The sequence below is a fragment of the Pseudomonas yamanorum genome (assembly GCF_900105735.1).
GTDB classification, from domain to species: Bacteria; Pseudomonadota; Gammaproteobacteria; order Pseudomonadales; family Pseudomonadaceae; genus Aquipseudomonas; species Aquipseudomonas yamanorum.
On record NZ_LT629793.1, the window covers coordinates 6,490,869 to 6,507,266 of the forward strand.

A 16,398-nucleotide genomic window follows, 5' to 3' on the forward strand; every position below is an offset into this window, starting at 1 on the left:
CGGCCCACGGTCCAAAGCCGGAGTGAGGGCACACCGAGCCTAGGCGAGGTGCCGAGTGGTGGGGCAAGAGCGTTTTGCTTACTTTTGCGCTGTTCAAAAGTGAGCCGCTGTAAGAGCGGAACCCTAGGTGGCCGTTACCTAAATAACGGATATGTACACCATCACCACCCCCCTCAGGGCCGATACAGATGCGCATGCCCCGCGCGATACAACGACGACTCACCAAAACCGTCACTGGCCAAAACCCGACCCACGACAATCAACGCCGTACGCCGAAACCCCTTGGCCGCCACCTTCCCGGCAATATCCGCCAGCGTACCAATGGCCCAATCCTGATCCGGCCAGGTCGCCCGATGCACCACGGCAATCGGACAATCCTCCCCATAGTGAGGCACCAACTCAGCCACGATCCTCTCCAGATGATTCACCCCCAGATGAATCGCCATGGTCGTCCCATGCTGCGCCAAACTACTGAACGCCTCACCCTCAGGCATCGCCGTCTTATCCGCATACCGCGTCAAAATCACACTCTGCGCAATGTCCGGCAACGTCAGCTCAGCCTCCAACAACGCCGCACACGCCGCCACTGCCGTAACCCCAGGAATGATCTGAAACCCAATCCCCAGCTCCCGCAACAGCCGAATCTGCTCCCCAATCGCCCCGTACAAACTCGGATCCCCGGAATGCACCCGCGCCACATCCTGGCCTTTCTCATGGGCCGTCTTGATCAGCCCAATGATCTGCTCCAGATGCAGCTCCGCACTGTTAACCACCAGCTCCGCCTGATGCCCCTCAAGCACCGCCGCCGGCACCAGCGAACCGGCATAGATAATCACCGGGCAACTGCGAATCAGCCGCTGCCCCTTGACGGTGATCAGTTCCGGGTCACCTGGACCGGCGCCGATGAAAAAGACAGTCATGGATTCATTCCTGTGAAAAAAAGCACGCGAGCAGCCCTCCAGATGAAGATTGCTCATGATCAAAGCTGACGATTATCGGGAATTCAGCCGGCGCAAGCCAATGCAAAGGTGGCCTGGGCGGTTTTTTTGCGGGTGACCAGCAGGGTAGCAGGGCCTTGGGACAGGTGTTCTGCGAGGGCCAGGGCGGCACTTTCCGCGATGCCGTAGCAGCCGGTATAAGCAAAAACCGTCTCAGACTTATGGCTCAATCGATCTTCATAAGACGCCAATTGCGCCGCACTGAAAAACACCAACGGCAACTCCAGAACCTGAGCCAGCGCCAGCAACCCCGGCTCATCCTGTTTGCGATCAAGACTGGCCAACGCAGTGATGCGCTGACGTTCAATGCCACCCTCGGCGAGGGCGGCATTGAACAGCTCAAGCAGGGCGTCGACAGAACAACCCCGCTGGCAACCCAGGCCCACCGCCAGGATCATGCCGAATACTGACCATCACGGTTACGGCGAAACAGCCACGCACTGATCAAGCCCAGCGCCAGCCAGAAGGCAATGTTGGTCAACTGCGAGGCAACCTTGAACTGAGCTTCCAGGGCTTCCGGTGCCAGCATCGAGTGGACCTCCGGCTGTGGCGCACCAATCACATGCGGGACCGTCAGGATCGCCACGCCCAGGACTTTCAGCAACCAGTTGCGACCGAACACGATCAGCGCGATACCGGCAGCGGTGGAGCCGGCAGTGCCGATCCACCAGATCTGCCGTTGTGCCAAGTCTGCGGCAGCCGTGCCCGGCAATTCAGGCGGCAAACCCAGGGTTGGCGCCAACACAAAGGTGGCGTAACCGGCCAGACCCCACAGCAGGCCTTGAGCCGTACGGGTCGGTGCACGCAGGGTGTACAGGCCGGCAAGCATCAGGGCAAAGCCCACGGCAACCACCAGGTTACCGCCTGTGGTCGACAGCACGCGCTGCCAGCCATCTTCCGGCTCCCAGGCTTCGGCGTCGTGGCTGTGGGCTGCAGCGCCGGCATGCTCATGCACTTCGGTGGCCACGGGGGCTTTTTCGAAGGTTTCCGCCTGCAGAATCAGTGGGGCAACCCAGAAGCTTTGCAGCAAGGTCAGCAGCAAGGCGGCCAGAAGACCGGTGAAACCTGCGGTTTGGGCAATACGCTTGATCATGTCGGCAGGTCTCAGTGGCACGGGAACGCGGCGCTGTGGCGGGTATCGTGGGCGGCGTTGTGCACCGCTTCGATGTGCGAGAAACCGGCGAAATACACCAGGCACGCGCCGAGGATCGACGCGCCGATAGCGGCGGTCAGGCGTTGGCTCAGGGTGGCGGTGGTGCTGGCGGTAGAGGCGGTGCTGCTGATGATCGACATGGCGCGTCCCTTCAGGGTTCAGGGTGCACGAGCGCATGAAAACCCCGCGAGCCAGGCACGCAGGGTTCTGAACAGCGCCCGCCCACCGCGGGTTTGTTATCTGATTTTTTCGGGCCGGTCTCCGGGCTTGCGAGGGGCCTGGGCCTTGAAAGCATCACCTTCCCATGCCCTGGAGGCACAGTGGATTTGACGCTTCACTCGCTTACCGTTGCGGGGGCAGCACCGGACTCGTCACGCCCTTGAGTAAAGGAACATGACTCACCGGTTTCCCGTTTCACCCTGTGAAGGGCACCCGAAACAAGATGTGTAGGAGAGCATGGGCGGGCGATGGACGTCAAATCGCCGCGTTAACTCCAGCGTTTGAACAACACACTGGCATTCACGCCACCAAATCCGAATCCATTGGATATCGCGTATTCAATCGGCAGCGGCCGGGCTTGACCTCGGACCATATCCAGCCCTTCGGCAGCGGGGTCCGGGTTGTCCAGGTTGAGGGTCGCCGGGGCAATCTGATCGCGCAGGGCGAGCACAGTGAAGATCGCCTCGATCCCGCCCGCTGCGCCCAACAGATGGCCGGTCGCCGACTTGGTGGCGCTGATCGCGACGCTGGCATTTGCACCGAACAGCGTATTGATCGCCGCCAGTTCGCCGTTGTCACCTACGGGTGTCGACGTGGCATGGGCGTTCAAATGCTGGATCTGTGCGGCGCTGATCCCCGCTTGCGCAATCGCCAATTCCATCGCCCGGCGCGCACCGGAGCCATCTTCCGGCCCTGAAGTCATGTGATAGGCGTCGGCGCTGGTACCGTAGCCCACCAGCTCGGCGATAGGCGTGGCCCCGCGAGCCAGTGCATGCTCCAGCTCCTCGATCACCAATATCCCGGCACCTTCGCCCATCACAAATCCATCTCGGCCTTGATCAAATGGGCGGGAAGCCAATGCCGGCGTGTCGTTGTAATCGCTGGACAGTGCACGTGCTGCGGCAAAACCGCCGAGGCTGACCCGGTGGATGCAGGCTTCGGCGCCGCCACACACGGCGATATCGATTTCCCCTGCGCGGATCATCCGAGCGGCATCACCAATCGCCTGTACGCCGGCGGCGCAAGCGGTGACGGGGGAGCCGAGCGGGCCTTTCAGTTGGTGCTGGATCGACACATGCCCGGCTGCCATGTTGCCGAGGAATGACGGGATCGTGAACGGCGACAGGCGGCGTGGCCCTTTGCTGTCAGCCGTACGAACGGCCTCGGCAATCGCGGGAAAACCACCCACGCCGGAGGCGATGATTGTCGCGGTACGTTCTTGCTGCGATGGCGTCTGCGGACTCCAGCCAGCCTGGGCCAGGGCCTCTTGCGCGGCTGCCAGGGCAAACACGATGAACCGGTCCATCTTGCGTTGTTCCTTGGCCGGGATGACAGTGTCGGGGTCAAAGCCGGCTTCAGGGTCCTGGGTGCGGTCGAGCACTTGGCCGCCGATGCTGATTGCCAGGTCGCCGACCAATGCCTCGGGTAGCCTGCGAATCCCGGATTCACCGGCCAGCAGGCGTTTCCAGGTCTGTTCCACGCCGGTTGCCAGCGGGGTCACTGCACCCATGCCGGTCACAACAATTCGCTTACTCATGATCGCTTAGCTCCGCAAATTTCAGGTTGGTAGCATTGCATAGACGAAGCTATCATTATGAAAGTAACATTCGATAGCTTAAATTTCCGGGGCCGCCCCATAGAGGAACTGCAATGCAACGTAAGTCGCTGGTGAATGCCGAATGCCCGGTAGCCCGTGGAGTGGAACGGGTAGGCGAGTGGTGGAGCATCCTGATCATGCGCGACGCGCTGCAAGGTTTGCGGCGCTTTGACGAGTTTTCACAGAGCCTGGGAATCGCTCCGAACATGCTGACTCGCCGGCTCAACAGCCTGGTGGACGCGGGGCTGTTGGAGCGCCGGCAATACAGCGAGCGGCCGCCACGTTTCGAGTACGTGCCGACGCCGGTCGGCGAGGATTTCCGGGTGGTGATTATGGCGTTCGTCGGTTGGGGCAACCGCCATTTCGCCAACGAAGGCGAAAGCCTGCAATTGGTTGACCGGGAAACCCGGCGCCCGGTGGAAGTGGCGGTGGTGGACGCCGACGGTGTGCGCGTGTCCGTCGAGCAATGCAGCGTTCAAGCCGGGCCTGCTGCCAGCGAGGGCATGCTGGAGCGCCTGGCGCTGCTTCGCGCCAAACGCTCGGACATTGACCCGTCCCCGCGCACTGCGTAGCCTTGCACCTTCGAGGTTCTTCGGCCCAGGCCGAAGCTAAGAAGGGAACGCGGTCAATGCCGCGGCTGCCCCCGCAACTGTAAAGGGTTTATCTGACTGCCACGCCACTGCCTGAACAAGGCGGGAAGGCGCAGCCAGCGCCGGCCTCACCGCCGGCAAGCCCCAAGCCAGGAGACCTGCCTCGCAACCGATTTTCTACTTCAACCGGGCGGGGTGATCCGGTGGCGAATTCTGCTTCTGCGCACCCGCGCAGGGCCACTCGTCCCGTATGCCCGCCCCAAAGGGCATCCGATGAAAACACTGGCCAAACTCCCCGTCACCATCGTTACCGGCTTCCTCGGCTCGGGCAAGACTACCTTGCTGCGCCACATGCTGGATAACGCCCAGGGGCGCCGTATCGCGGTGATCGTCAACGAGTTCGGTGAGCTGGGCATTGACGGTGAAATCCTCAAGCAATGCTCCATCGGCTGCACCGAAGAAGAAGCCAACGGCCGCGTCTACGAATTGGCCAATGGCTGCCTGTGCTGCACGGTCCAGGAAGAGTTCTTCCCGGTGATGCGCGAACTGGTGGCCCGTCGCGGCGACCTCGACCATATCCTCATCGAAACCTCGGGCCTGGCCCTGCCAAAACCCTTGGTCCAGGCGTTCCAGTGGCCGGAAATCCGCAGTGCCTGCACCGTTGACGCCGTGATCACCGTGGTCGACAGCCCGGCCGTGGCCGCCGGCACGTTCGCCGCCTTCCCGGACCAGGTCGACGCCCAGCGCAAGCTCGACCCGAACCTGGACCATGAATCGCCGCTGCACGAGCTGTTCGCCGACCAACTGGCCAGCGCCGACCTGGTGATCCTCAACAAGTCCGACCTGATCAGCCCTGAAGACCTGGCCCGTGTGCGCCTGGAAGTGGCTGAAGAACTGCCGCCGGCGGTCAAAATCATCGAAGCCAGCAGCGGTCGCCTGCCGCTGGACGTGTTGATCGGCCTGGGCGCGGGCTCCGAAGAACATATCGACGGTCGCCACAGCCATCACGATCATCATCACGAAGGTGAAGACGACCACGATCACGACGCCTTCGATTCCATCTCCATCGAACTGCCCCAGGCTGACGAAAGCCTGCTGCTGGACGCCCTGACCCAACTGGTGGTCAAGCACGGCATCCTGCGGGTCAAGGGTTTTGCGGCGATCCCGAACAAACCGATGCGCCTGCTGATCCAGGGCGTGGGCACCCGTTTTGACAAGCACTTCGACCGCGCCTGGCGCGCCGATGAGCCCCGCGCCACGCACTTGGTGCTGATCGGCCAGGAACTGGACGCCGCCTTGCTTGAAGCGCAACTGCGCGCCGCCCTCAGCGTTTAACCCATGCACCTGCTCAGGACCCAGCCCGGCGGTTTCGTTTCGGATGACAACATTGCCGACCTTGGACAGACTCCCGCCGAGCTGGTAATCCTGTGCAGCGGTGATTCCAGCCTGGCGTTGCTGGCCGAAGCGGCCCAGCAGTTGCCCGAGGATTACCCGAGCCTGCGGCTGGCCAACCCGATGCAGGTGCAGAACCATGCCTCGGTCGACCTGTATGTGGATGAGGTACTGCGTCACGCCAAGGTCATCCTGATTTCGCTGCACGGCGGCATCGGTTATTGGCGCTACGGTATCGAGCGCTTGGTGGAATTGGCCGAGCGTGGAGTGCAGCTGATTCTGGTGCCGGGGGATGATCGCCCGGACCCGGAACTCAGCGGTCTCAGCACCGTGGGTGCCGAGGAGCGTGACCGGCTCTGGCACTTCCTGCGCCAGGGTGGCTTGGGTAATGCGCTGGATTTCTATCGCTGCCTGGCTGCGGGCTATCTTGGCCGCGATTACGCCTGGAGCGAGCCGCAAACCCTGCCGCGCACGGCGATTTATCACCCGCGTAAAGCAAATGCCCGTCTCAACGATTGGCAGGCTGACTGGCAAGCTGATTTTCCGGTGGCCGCGGTGCTGTTCTACCGCTCCCATTTGCAGGCGGCCAACACCGGCTTTATCGATGTTTTTTGCCAACGCTTGCAGGCGGCGGGTCTTAACCCGCTGCCGATGGCGGTGGCCAGTTTGAAAGAGCCAGGCTGCCTGACGGTGGTCGAGGACTTGTTGGACGAAGTGCACGCCTCGGTGATTCTGAACACCACCGGCTTTGCCCAATCCAGCCCCGAAGCCCCGCACTTGCGGCCGTTTCGCCGCAATATTCCGGTGATCCAGGCGATTTGCGCCCAGGACAACGAGCCCGGCTGGCAGGCCAGCGAGCAAGGCCTCGGCCCCCGGGACCTGGCGATGCACATCGCGTTGCCGGAACTGGACGGGCGCATCATCAGCCGGCCCATCAGCTTCAAAGACCTGGCCTGGCGCAGCGAGCGCAGCCAGTCGGATGTGGTGTGCTATCGCGCACAGCCGGAGCGCATGGACTTCGTCGCCGAACTGGCACGGCGTTGGGTGGAGCTGGCGCGGGTGCCGAATGGCGAAAAGCGCATCGCGCTGATCCTCGCCAACTACCCGACCCGGGATGGGCGTATCGGCAATGGCGTGGGGCTCGACACCCCAGCCGCCGCGCTGAACATCTTGCGTGCATTAAAGACTGAAGGTTATCCGCTGCCGGACGTGTTGCCGCAAAGCGGTACCGCGCTGATCCAGGAACTGTTGGGCGGTGTCAGCAACGACCTGGACAGCCTCGACCTGCGTCCGTGTCACCAAAGCCTGGCGCTCGACGACTACGAAGCGATGTTCAACCGCTTGCCCGAGTCTAACCGCCAAGCGGTTTTGGCACGCTGGGGCACACCTCATACCGATCCGATGTTCCGCGACGGCCGCATGATGATTGCCGGCCTGCGTTTCGGCCTGACCTTCGTCGGCATCCAGCCGGCCCGGGGTTACCAGGTCGACGCCAGTGCCGTTTATCACGACCCGGACCTGGTGCCGCCCCACGGTTACTTGGCGTTCTACTTCTGGTTGCGCCAGACCTACAGCGCCCACGGCGTGATCCACGTCGGCAAGCACGGCAACCTGGAGTGGCTGCCGGGCAAGGGCGTCGGGCTTTCCGAAAACTGCTGGCCGGACGCATTGCTGGGGCCGCTGCCGAATATCTACCCGTTTATCGTCAACGACCCGGGCGAGGGCGCCCAGGCCAAGCGCCGCACCCAGGCCGTGATCATCGACCATCTGATGCCGCCGCTGACCCGCGCCGAAACCTACGGCCCGTTGCGCGACCTGGAGCTGCTGGCCGACGAGTATTACGAAGCGCAATTGCTCGACCCACGAAGGGCCCGCGAGCTGCAAAAGGACATCCTCAAGCTGGTGCGGGAAACCCGTATCGACCAGGAACTGGCCCTGGACGAGAACCTCGACAGCGACGCCGACGCGGCGATCTGGCTGCCGCGCCTGGACACTTACCTGTGTGACTTGAAGGAGTCGCAGATTCGCGATGGCCTGCACATCTTTGGTGAGTCGCCCGAGGGCCGGTTGCGCATCGACACCTTGCTGGCCTTGCTGCGTATTCCGCGTGGCGATGGGCGCGGGCCGCAATCGAGTCTGCTGCGGGTATTGGCCAAGGCTTTCGAGCTGGGTTTCGATCCGCTGGATTGCGCCTTGGCCGAGCCGTGGACCGGGCGTCGTCCATTGGTGTTGCAGGATATCGACACGCAATTGTGGCGTACCGCCGGCGACACCCGTGAACGCTTGGAGCTGTATGCCGCGCGCCTGATCGAGCAGGCGCTGGAAGGTGCGGTGGAACAGCTTGAAGAGCCCGGCTGGGAAGACGTCAAGTCGGTGATCGAGAGCCTGCGCATCGTCGTCGCGCCCCGCCTGGATGCTTGCGGCCCGGCGGAAATGCGCGGGTTGCTGGATGCATTGAGCGGGCGGTTCGTCCCGGCCGGGCCCAGCGGTGCGCCGAGCCGGGGCCGCCTGGACGTGTTGCCTACCGGTCGCAATTTTTTCTCGGTGGATGTGCGCAACCTGCCCACTACCACCGCTTGGCGCATCGGCTTCCAGTCGGCGAACCTGATTCTTGAGCGTCACCTGCAGGATCATGGCGACCACTTGCGCCAGCTCGGCCTGTCGGTGTGGGGCACTGCCACCATGCGCACCGGCGGCGACGACATTGCCCAGGCCATGGCACTGATGGGCGTGCGCCCGGTATGGGCCACGGGCAGCCAGCGGGTGGATGACTTTGAAATCCTGCCCATCAGTCTGCTGGACCGGCCACGTGTCGATGTGACCTTGCGCGTGTCGGGCTTCTTCCGCGATGCGTTCGCCAACCTGATCCGGCTGTTCGACGCGGCGGTGCAAGCCGTGGCGGCGCTGGACGAGCCCGACGACCTGAACCCACTGGCCGCCAAGGTGCGCAGCGAGCGCGAAGCGTTGCGCCTGTCGGGCCTGGACGAGGAAGCGGCGGCGAAACAGGCCGGTTGGCGGATCTTCGGCGCCAAGCCCGGGGCCTACGGCGCCGGCGTGCAGGGCGCGATTGACGGGCGCTTGTGGCAGAGCCGCGAAGACCTGGCCGAGGTTTACCTGAACTGGGGCGGCTACGCCTATGGCGGCTCCGACGAAGGCACCGCCGCCCGTGAACAGTTTGCCCAGCGCTTGAGCCAGGTGCAGGCGGTGTTGCAGAACCAGGACAACCGCGAGCATGACCTGCTCGACTCCAATGACTACTACCAATTTCAGGGCGGCATGCTCGCCGCCGTGGAAACCCTGAGCTGCGACAAGGCCGCCAGTTATCATGGTGACCACAGCCAGCCGGACCTGCCGAAGATCCGCACGCTAAAGGAAGAGTTGAACCGGGTGATTCGTGCCCGGGCGGCCAATCCGAAGTGGATTGAAGGGGTGAAGCGCCACGGCTACAAAGGCGCTTTCGAGATGGCAGCCACCGTGGACAATCTGTTCGCGTTCGACGCCACCACGGCGTTGATCGACGATCATCAATACGCGTTGCTGGCGGATGCCTACTTGCTGGACCCGGACACCCGCGCCTTTGTGCAGCAGCACAACCCGGATGCCCTGCGGGACATGACCGAGCGCATGCTCGAAGCCCAGCAGCGCGGCATGTGGCAGGAACCCGGGGCGTACCGCGAAGCGTTGGAAAATCTGTTGTTGGATATAGAAGAAGGCAGTTGATGACCGACCTCCCGCATTTCCCGCTGTCCGCCGTTGTCGGTGCCGACGACTTGAAACTGGCCCTGTGCCTGACCGCCATCGACCCGAAAATCGGCGGCGTGCTGATTGAAGGCCCGCGCGGCATGGCCAAGTCCACCCTGGCCCGTGGCCTGGCGGACCTGCTCGCCAGCGGCCAGTTCGTTACGCTGCCGTTGGGCGCTACCGAAGAGCGTCTAGTGGGCACCCTCGACCTGGACGCGGCGCTAGGCGAAGGCCGCGCGCAGTTTTCCCCCGGCGTACTGGCCAAGGCCGACGGCGGTGTGCTCTATGTCGATGAAGTCAATTTACTGCCCGATCATCTGGTGGACCTGCTGCTGGACGTGGCCGCCAGCGGCACCAACCTGATCGAGCGCGACGGGATTTCCCACCGGCATTCGGCGCGCTTCGTGCTGATTGGCACCATGAACCCGGAAGAGGGCGAGTTGCGCCCGCAATTGCTCGACCGGTTTGGTTTCAACGTAGCGCTGAGCGGGCACACCCAGCCGGCTGAGCGGGGGCAGATCATTCGTCGCCGCCTGGATTTCGACAGTGACCCTCAGGGTTTCTACGGGCACTGGGCCGACCAGCAGGCCGCGTTGCGTGAGCGCTGCACACAGGCCCGCGCGTTGCTGGATAGCATCCCGCTGGATGACCAGGCGCTGGCGCAGATCACCGAACGTTGTTTTGCTGCGGGCGTCGATGGCCTGCGCGCCGACCTGGTCTGGCTGCGCGGCGCCCGTGCCCATGCCGCCTGGCGGGGTGCGACGGCCATCGGCGAGGAAGATATCGAAGCCGTTGCGGAGTTTGCCCTGCGTCACCGGCGCCGGGAGCAATCACCGCCTGCTACTCCGCCTGCAGGCGGTCAATCAGCCAAGCCCAATGATTCAACAGAATGCCAGGGCCAATGGGGCGACATGCCCGCGCCTGCGCTGACCACGGGGGCTCGCCGGGACGTGCCCACCTGGCCAAAAAAGCCCTAGGCATCCGCCCCAGGCCTCCAGCGGGGGCGGATGCGCGGCCCAAGGCGGGTCGACTGGACAAGGGCCGGCGAGGCCAGGCGCGCAGCGCGGCCGAAGGTTCGATCAACTGGCCGGGTACCTTGCTCGGCGGGCGGCCGCAACGCCGTGAAGACCTGCTGTATCAACTGCGCAGCCGCACGCCCCATGAGCTGTGGCTGGTGATTGTCGATGCTTCGGCGTCCACCCGGCGGCATCAGGCGCTGAGCGATGCCAAGGGGTTACTGGCCCAGTTGTTCGACGATGCCTATCGACAGCGGGCGCGCATGGCGTTGCTCACTGCAAGTGGTCAATCGCCAAAGTGGCAGGTGCAGGGATTAAAGGCGGCAAAAGGGCTGGGTCATTGGCTTGATGGGCTCGGTGCAGGCGGCGGCACGCCATTGTTGGCGGCGCTGAACGAAGCGGGGCACTGGTTGGCGGCTCGTCGCAAGCGTTACCCGGTGGAGCAGCAGCGGTTGCTGGTGATCACCGATGGACGGCTGAAAGATGTGGCAGGGCTGCCGCAGCTGGACTGCCCGGGCTTGCTGGTGGACATCGAGCGCGGCCCGATCCGCTTGGGGCGCGCGAAAGCGCTGGCTACCGGGCTGCAGGTGGATTATCGGCACATCGATCACCTGTAAGCCCCCCCCCGCAAATCCGTCCGTAGCAGCTGTCGAGCGTCAGCGAGGCTGCGTCGGGCGCGACTCGGTGATGGAGGATGACTCGGCAATTGCGGTGCTGCCGACGCAGCCTCGCTGGCGCTCGGCAGCGGCCACGGGGGTGCCGGGTACGTTCGGCCATAGATCCGCCACCAGGAACAGCCGTTCGGCTTCTTCCCATTCTCCTTCGCTGTTTTCCACCAGGCGCACCAGCAATTGCGCGGGCGCCATGGGGTCCAGTTCGGTTAGCCAGTGCTGCATCCGGGCCGCATCCCAAGCTTCATCCGCCGGGTAGTGCGCCGGTGCCAGCCACGCATGGCGGGGTAGCGGTTGCCAGCGACCGGCGGGGCTTTGCTCGATAAACCTCGACCAATCACGCTGATGCAGCCAGCGGCCATTCAGGTGCTGCGGATGCGCGCCCACCGGCGCTTGCGCCATGCCAGGCCATGGGTAGAGCAAATACCCGCCCAGCCACAAATGGGCATCAAATCTCTGGATATCCAGCGCCGCCAGTATTTCGCGGCTTTCCGGCCGTGCGGAAATCGGCAATTGATGCTGCGCCAGATGGGCCAGCTTGCGGTCGAGCCGGTCATGACAGCCCGGGCCCAGCCATTGCGCGGTGTCCCGGCCGTCGCCGTCCTGGGGCCCGAGATAAAGTTTGATCGCCAGTTCCAGGTGATGCACACCATCACGGTCACGCAGCAGCATGTCCAGCTCGCCCAGGGTATGCCCGGCCTGGCGGATCGGCAGGTTGGCCGCCAGCAATTCCACGCCCGGCGCATGCTGCACGGCGAATTGCCACAGCCGTTCGTAATACAGCCCCAGCCGACGGGTACGTGCCTGGCTCAGCCAATGCAGCAAGGCGCTGCTGTCTTGGTCCAGCTGGCGCAGCCAGTGTTCCAGCAAATGCGGGGCCTGCACCCAGTCGCTGCCGGTCAGCGGGTGGCGTTGCGGCCAGGGTGTCTGCTCAAGCATCGGCGGGGCGAGCATCACCCACGCGAGGTCGCGCACCTCGGGGTGACGCAGTTGGCGGGGCAGGTGCTGTAAATCAGGGAACAGAGTCATGGTCCGAGCATAGCCTTTTACAGCCGGGAAGGGGGCTGAGAACCGTTGTCGTCTGGGGTTTGCGGCGACAAAGGATTTTGTGTAACGCCGGCTTTCGCCCATAATCGTTCTTTTTTGCCAGAACCCGAACCCCGCAGGAGCCCCATGGAGCAATTTCGCAATATCGGCATTATCGGTCGTCTGGGCAGTACCCAGGTGCTGGACACCGTCCGCCGGCTGAAAAAGTTTCTGCTCGAGCGCCACCTGCATGTGATCCTCGAAGACACCATCGCTGAAATCCTCCCCGGCCACGGCCTGCAAACCTCGTCGCGCAAGATGCTCGGTGAAGTCTGCGACATGGTTATCGTGGTGGGCGGCGACGGCAGCCTGTTGGGCGCCGCCCGTGCGCTGGCGCGGCATAACGTGCCGGTGCTGGGGATCAACCGCGGGAGCCTGGGCTTCCTCACCGATATTCGCCCCGACGAGCTGGAAGTCGAAGTGGCCAAGGTGCTGGACGGCCATTACCTGGTGGAAAACCGCTTCCTGCTGCAAGCCGAAGTGCGCCGCCATGGCGAAGCCATCGGCCAGGGTGACGCCCTCAATGACGTGGTGCTGCACCCCGGCAAGTCGACGCGGATGATCGAGTTCGAGCTGTACATCGACGGCCAGTTCGTGTGCAGCCAGAAGGCCGACGGCCTGATCGTCGCCACGCCTACCGGGTCCACGGCCTACGCGCTGTCAGCCGGCGGGCCGATCATGCATCCCAAGCTGGATGCCATTGTGATCGTGCCGATGTACCCCCATATGTTGTCCAGCAGACCTATCGTGGTCGACGGCAACAGTGAGTTGAAAATCGTGGTGTCCAAAGACATGCAGATCTACCCGCAAGTCTCCTGCGACGGGCAGAACCATTTCACCTGCGCCCCCGGTGACACCATCACCGTGAGCAAAAAGGCACAGAAGTTGCGGTTGATCCACCCGCTGGACCACAACTACTACGAAGTGTGCCGCACCAAGCTGGGCTGGGGCAGCCGCTTGGGGGGTGGAGGCGACTGATGCTCGATCCCGCGCGTAGCTACGACCTGATTGGTGACGTGCACGGTTGCGCTCATACCCTTGAGCACTTGCTCGACCGGTTGGGTTACCACAAGCAGGGCGGCACCTGGCGGCATCCGTCGCGAATGGCCGTGTTCCTCGGCGATATCATCGACCGTGGCCCGCGCATTCGCGAGGCGCTGCATATCGTCCACGACATGACCGAGGCCGGCCAGGCGCTGTGCATCATGGGCAACCATGAGTTCAACGCCCTGGGCTGGAGCACGCCCGCACCCCCCGGCAGCGGCAAGCAGTTCGTGCGTGAGCACACGCCACGCCATGCGCGCTTGATCCATGAAACCCTGACCCAGTTCGAGCAGCACCCGGCAGATTGGCACGACTTCCTCGGCTGGTTCTACGACATGCCGCTGTTTGTCGATGCCGGACGATTCCGCGTGGTGCACGCTTGCTGGGACAACGGCTTTATCGAACCCCTGCGCGCGCATTTCCCGGACGGCTGCATCGACCAGCACTTCCTGCAAGCCGCCGCCGTGCCCGGCAGTTTCGCCAGCAACGCCTTCGACCGCCTGCTGCGCGGCACCGACATGCGCCTGCCGGATGGCCTGACCCTGACCGGCGGCGACGGCCTGACGCGCTCGTTCTTCCGTACCAAGTTCTGGGAAGACGACCCGAAAACCTACGGCGACATCGTGTTCCAGCCTGATGCGCTGCCGGAACCGGTGGCCGCCACGCCGCTGTCGTCCACCGAGAAAAATTCCCTGCTGCGCTACGGCGTCGACGAGCCGTTGCTGTTCGTCGGTCACTACTGGCGCAGCGGCAAACCGGCGCCGATCCGTCCGAACCTGGCCTGCCTGGACTACAGCGCGGTGCTTTACGGCAAGTTGGTGGCTTACCGGCTGGATCAGGAGACCCGCCTGGACCCGCGTAAATTTGTTTGGGTCGATGTCGAGCGTCCTGAGGTTATTACATGAGTACCGTGGCTGTATTACGCCTGCCGCTGGCAGTGGATTTGAGTGGTTTCGTCAAGCTTCTGCAACGCATGCAAGTGCCCCACCGCGTCAGCGAAGAAGCCGGGGAACAGGTGCTGTGGGTGCCCGATTCCATCAGCGAAGATGTGAAGGTCTTGTACCAACGCTTTCCGGCCGGTGACCCGGACCAGCAACTGGACATTCCCGAGCAGGCGGCGACGGCCAAACGTCCCGGTTTTGTCCAGCAGTTGCGCCACAGCCCGGTGACCGGACTTATCCTGCTGCTGAGCATCATCGTCGGCGCCGTTACGTTGCTGGGGGATAACCTGCAAGCCATGAGCTGGCTGACGTTCCTGCCGTTCAGCGTGTCGGGTGAGTACCTGCACTTCACGCCGCTGGCCGACAGTCTCGCATCAGGGCAGTGGTGGCGCCTGGTCACGCCGATGCTGATCCACTTCGGCATCCTGCACCTGGCCATGAACGGCATGTGGTACTGGGAACTGGGACGGCGTATCGAGTTGCGCCAGGGCAGTATCAACCTGCTGGGCCTGACCCTGTTGTTCAGCCTGGTGTCGAACTACGCTCAATACTATTTTGGTGGTCCCGGCCTGTTTGGCGGGTTGTCCGGGGTGCTGTACGGCTTGCTCGGGCATTGCTGGATCTATCAGTTGTTGTCGCCGAACCCGGCGTATCGCCTGCCTCGCGGGGTGCTGGTGATGATGCTGGTGTGGTTGGTGCTGTGCCTGTCGGGCCTGGTTTCGATGATCGGTTTCGGCGAAATCGCCAACGCGGCCCACGTGGGTGGCCTGGTGATGGGTTGCCTGACCGGTTTGTTGGGTGGCTTGTACAGCCGCCGCAAAATGTCTCCTATTTAGTTAAGGAAGAGTCTTATGTCCTCTTTTGTCGAAATGATCGAAAACATCACCCCGGACATCTACGAGAGCCTCAAGCTCGCCGTGGAAATCGGCAAGTGGTCCGATGGCCGCAAGCTCACCGCCGAGCAGCGTGAACTGTCGTTGCAGGCGGTGATCGCCTGGGAACTGCAGAACCTGCCGGAAGACCAGCGCACCGGCTACATGGGCCCGCAGGAATGCGCCTCGAAGTCGGCGCCGGTGCCGAACATCCTGTTCAAGTCGGATGCCATCCATTGATTGAGATTGGCCGTGGTGCAGTCAGCAAGATGTCGGCGCAGTTGGGTGAGCCGACCGTTCAATACGCGTTTCGTCTGGGGGACATCGAGGTGCCGGTCAACCCGTTGATCGGCACCACCGTGCGCCTGGAATACCTCGGTGCGATCCATTGCACCCATTGCGGTCGCAAGACCAAGACCAGTTTCAGCCAGGGTTACTGCTACCCGTGCATGACCAAACTGGCCCAGTGCGACCTGTGCATCATGAGCCCCGAGCGCTGCCATTACGACGCCGGCACCTGCCGCGATCCGGCCTGGGGTGAAAAATTCTGCATGACCGACCACGTGGTGTACCTGGCGAATTCGTCGGGGATCAAGGTCGGCATCACTCGCGCCAGCCAGTTGCCGACCCGCTGGCTCGACCAGGGCGCCAGCCAGGCGCTGCCGATCATGCGGGTCGCCACGCGCCAGCAGTCGGGCTTCGTCGAAGATCTGTTCCGCAGCCAGGTGGCTGACAAGACCAACTGGCGCGCGCTGCTCAAGGGCGATGCCCCGGCAGTCGACCTTGCGCAGGTGCGCGACGAACTGTTCGCCAGCTGTGCCGAAGGCATGCTCGGTTTGCAGGAACGCTTTGGCTTGCAGGCCATCCAACCGGTGACCGACATCGAACCGATCCAAATCCGCTACCCGATCGAGCAGTATCCGACCAAGATTGTCAGCTTCAACCTGGACAAGAACCCGATTGCCGAAGGCACGCTGATGGGGATCAAGGGCCAATACCTGATCTTCGATACCGGCGTGATCAACATTCGTAAATACACGGCCTACCAGCTCGCCGTGCATCAGTAGAAGGACGACAG

Annotated in this window: 16 protein-coding genes and 2 riboswitches; of the genes, 10 read left to right on the top strand and 6 right to left on the bottom strand. The window is 63.3% G+C overall.

Annotation, left to right across the window (positions count from 1 at the left end; all coding sequences use genetic code 11):
• Window positions 1-173: 173 nt before the first annotated feature.
• The 5 genes from cobM to fabF all read right to left on the bottom strand — a co-directional run bounded on the left by cobM (window position 174) and on the right by fabF (window position 3,907).
• Window positions 174-920, bottom strand: coding sequence for a precorrin-4 C(11)-methyltransferase (cobM, locus tag BLU46_RS30195; RefSeq protein WP_093209248.1), 747 nt, complete (start codon window positions 918-920; stop codon window positions 174-176).
• An 83-nt stretch (window positions 921-1,003) separates the two neighbouring features.
• Window positions 1,004-1,396: a cobalamin biosynthesis protein gene (locus tag BLU46_RS30200; protein WP_063029458.1), complete on the bottom strand. Its 393-nt coding sequence runs from the start codon at window positions 1,394-1,396 to the stop codon at window positions 1,004-1,006.
• Window positions 1,393-2,091, bottom strand: coding sequence for a CbtA family protein (locus BLU46_RS30205; protein WP_093209253.1), 699 nt, complete (start codon window positions 2,089-2,091; stop codon window positions 1,393-1,395). Before BLU46_RS30205 ends, BLU46_RS30200 begins: the two co-directional genes overlap by 4 nt.
• A gap of 11 nt (window positions 2,092-2,102) precedes the next feature.
• Window positions 2,103-2,291 (bottom strand): CbtB domain-containing protein, encoded by a 189-nt coding sequence (locus tag BLU46_RS30210; RefSeq protein ID WP_003217883.1) that lies wholly within the window; start codon window positions 2,289-2,291, stop codon window positions 2,103-2,105.
• A 95-nt stretch (window positions 2,292-2,386) separates the two neighbouring features.
• Window positions 2,387-2,602, bottom strand: a riboswitch (cobalamin riboswitch).
• 36 nt (window positions 2,603-2,638) lie between these two features.
• Window positions 2,639-3,907 carry a beta-ketoacyl-ACP synthase II gene (gene fabF, locus BLU46_RS30215; protein ID WP_093209256.1) on the bottom strand — a complete coding sequence of 423 codons (1,269 nt, stop codon included), beginning with the start codon at window positions 3,905-3,907 and terminating at the stop codon, window positions 2,639-2,641.
• Window positions 3,908-4,020: 113 nt separating this feature from the next.
• On the opposite strand from fabF, the gene BLU46_RS30220 reads away from it, so the two are divergent.
• From BLU46_RS30220 to BLU46_RS30240, 5 genes are all read left to right on the top strand, one after another.
• A complete protein-coding gene (locus tag BLU46_RS30220) occupies window positions 4,021-4,539 on the top strand; it encodes a winged helix-turn-helix transcriptional regulator (protein WP_063029464.1) in 519 nt (172 codons plus the stop codon).
• Window positions 4,536-4,737: riboswitch (cobalamin riboswitch) on the top strand. (Overlaps the previous gene by 4 nt.)
• A 93-nt stretch (window positions 4,738-4,830) precedes the next feature.
• Complete coding sequence (cobW, locus tag BLU46_RS30225; protein WP_003217887.1) at window positions 4,831-5,892, top strand: cobalamin biosynthesis protein CobW; 1,062 nt, start codon at window positions 4,831-4,833, stop codon at window positions 5,890-5,892.
• Window positions 5,893-5,895: 3 nt separating this feature from the next.
• Window positions 5,896-9,669 carry a cobaltochelatase subunit CobN gene (gene cobN / locus BLU46_RS30230; RefSeq protein ID WP_093209261.1) on the top strand — a complete coding sequence of 1,258 codons (3,774 nt, stop codon included), beginning with the start codon at window positions 5,896-5,898 and terminating at the stop codon, window positions 9,667-9,669.
• Entirely contained in the window at window positions 9,669-10,667 is a 999-nt protein-coding gene (locus BLU46_RS30235) for an ATP-binding protein (RefSeq protein WP_093209266.1), read from the top strand. Before cobN ends, BLU46_RS30235 begins: the two co-directional genes overlap by 1 nt.
• A complete protein-coding gene (locus BLU46_RS30240) occupies window positions 10,592-11,323 on the top strand; it encodes a vWA domain-containing protein (RefSeq protein WP_408003255.1) in 732 nt (243 codons plus the stop codon). Before BLU46_RS30235 ends, BLU46_RS30240 begins: the two co-directional genes overlap by 76 nt.
• 39 nt (window positions 11,324-11,362) lie before the next feature.
• Here BLU46_RS30240 and BLU46_RS30245 read toward each other — a convergent pair whose 3' ends face one another.
• Window positions 11,363-12,406, bottom strand: a complete 1,044-nt coding sequence (locus tag BLU46_RS30245; RefSeq protein ID WP_093209270.1) for a DUF1853 family protein — start codon at window positions 12,404-12,406, stop codon at window positions 11,363-11,365.
• A 144-nt stretch (window positions 12,407-12,550) separates the two neighbouring features.
• Between BLU46_RS30245 and BLU46_RS30250 the strand changes: the two genes are divergently transcribed.
• From BLU46_RS30250 to BLU46_RS30270, 5 genes are read left to right on the top strand one after another with little or no spacing between them, the layout of a single operon-like run.
• Window positions 12,551-13,441 carry an NAD(+) kinase gene (locus BLU46_RS30250; protein ID WP_003217892.1) on the top strand — a complete coding sequence of 297 codons (891 nt, stop codon included), beginning with the start codon at window positions 12,551-12,553 and terminating at the stop codon, window positions 13,439-13,441.
• Window positions 13,438-14,412 carry a metallophosphoesterase gene (locus tag BLU46_RS30255; RefSeq protein WP_172834610.1) on the top strand — a complete coding sequence of 325 codons (975 nt, stop codon included), beginning with the start codon at window positions 13,438-13,440 and terminating at the stop codon, window positions 14,410-14,412. The genes BLU46_RS30250 and BLU46_RS30255 overlap by 4 nt, the downstream gene beginning before the upstream one ends.
• Window positions 14,409-15,284 carry a rhomboid family intramembrane serine protease gene (locus BLU46_RS30260; protein WP_063029480.1) on the top strand — a complete coding sequence of 292 codons (876 nt, stop codon included), beginning with the start codon at window positions 14,409-14,411 and terminating at the stop codon, window positions 15,282-15,284. The genes BLU46_RS30255 and BLU46_RS30260 overlap by 4 nt, the downstream gene beginning before the upstream one ends.
• A gap of 15 nt (window positions 15,285-15,299) precedes the next feature.
• Window positions 15,300-15,560: a YeaC family protein gene (locus tag BLU46_RS30265; protein ID WP_003217900.1), complete on the top strand. Its 261-nt coding sequence runs from the start codon at window positions 15,300-15,302 to the stop codon at window positions 15,558-15,560.
• Entirely contained in the window at window positions 15,557-16,387 is an 831-nt protein-coding gene (locus tag BLU46_RS30270) for a DUF2797 domain-containing protein (RefSeq protein WP_093209274.1), read from the top strand. The genes BLU46_RS30265 and BLU46_RS30270 overlap by 4 nt, the downstream gene beginning before the upstream one ends.
• Window positions 16,388-16,398 lie beyond the last annotated feature (11 nt).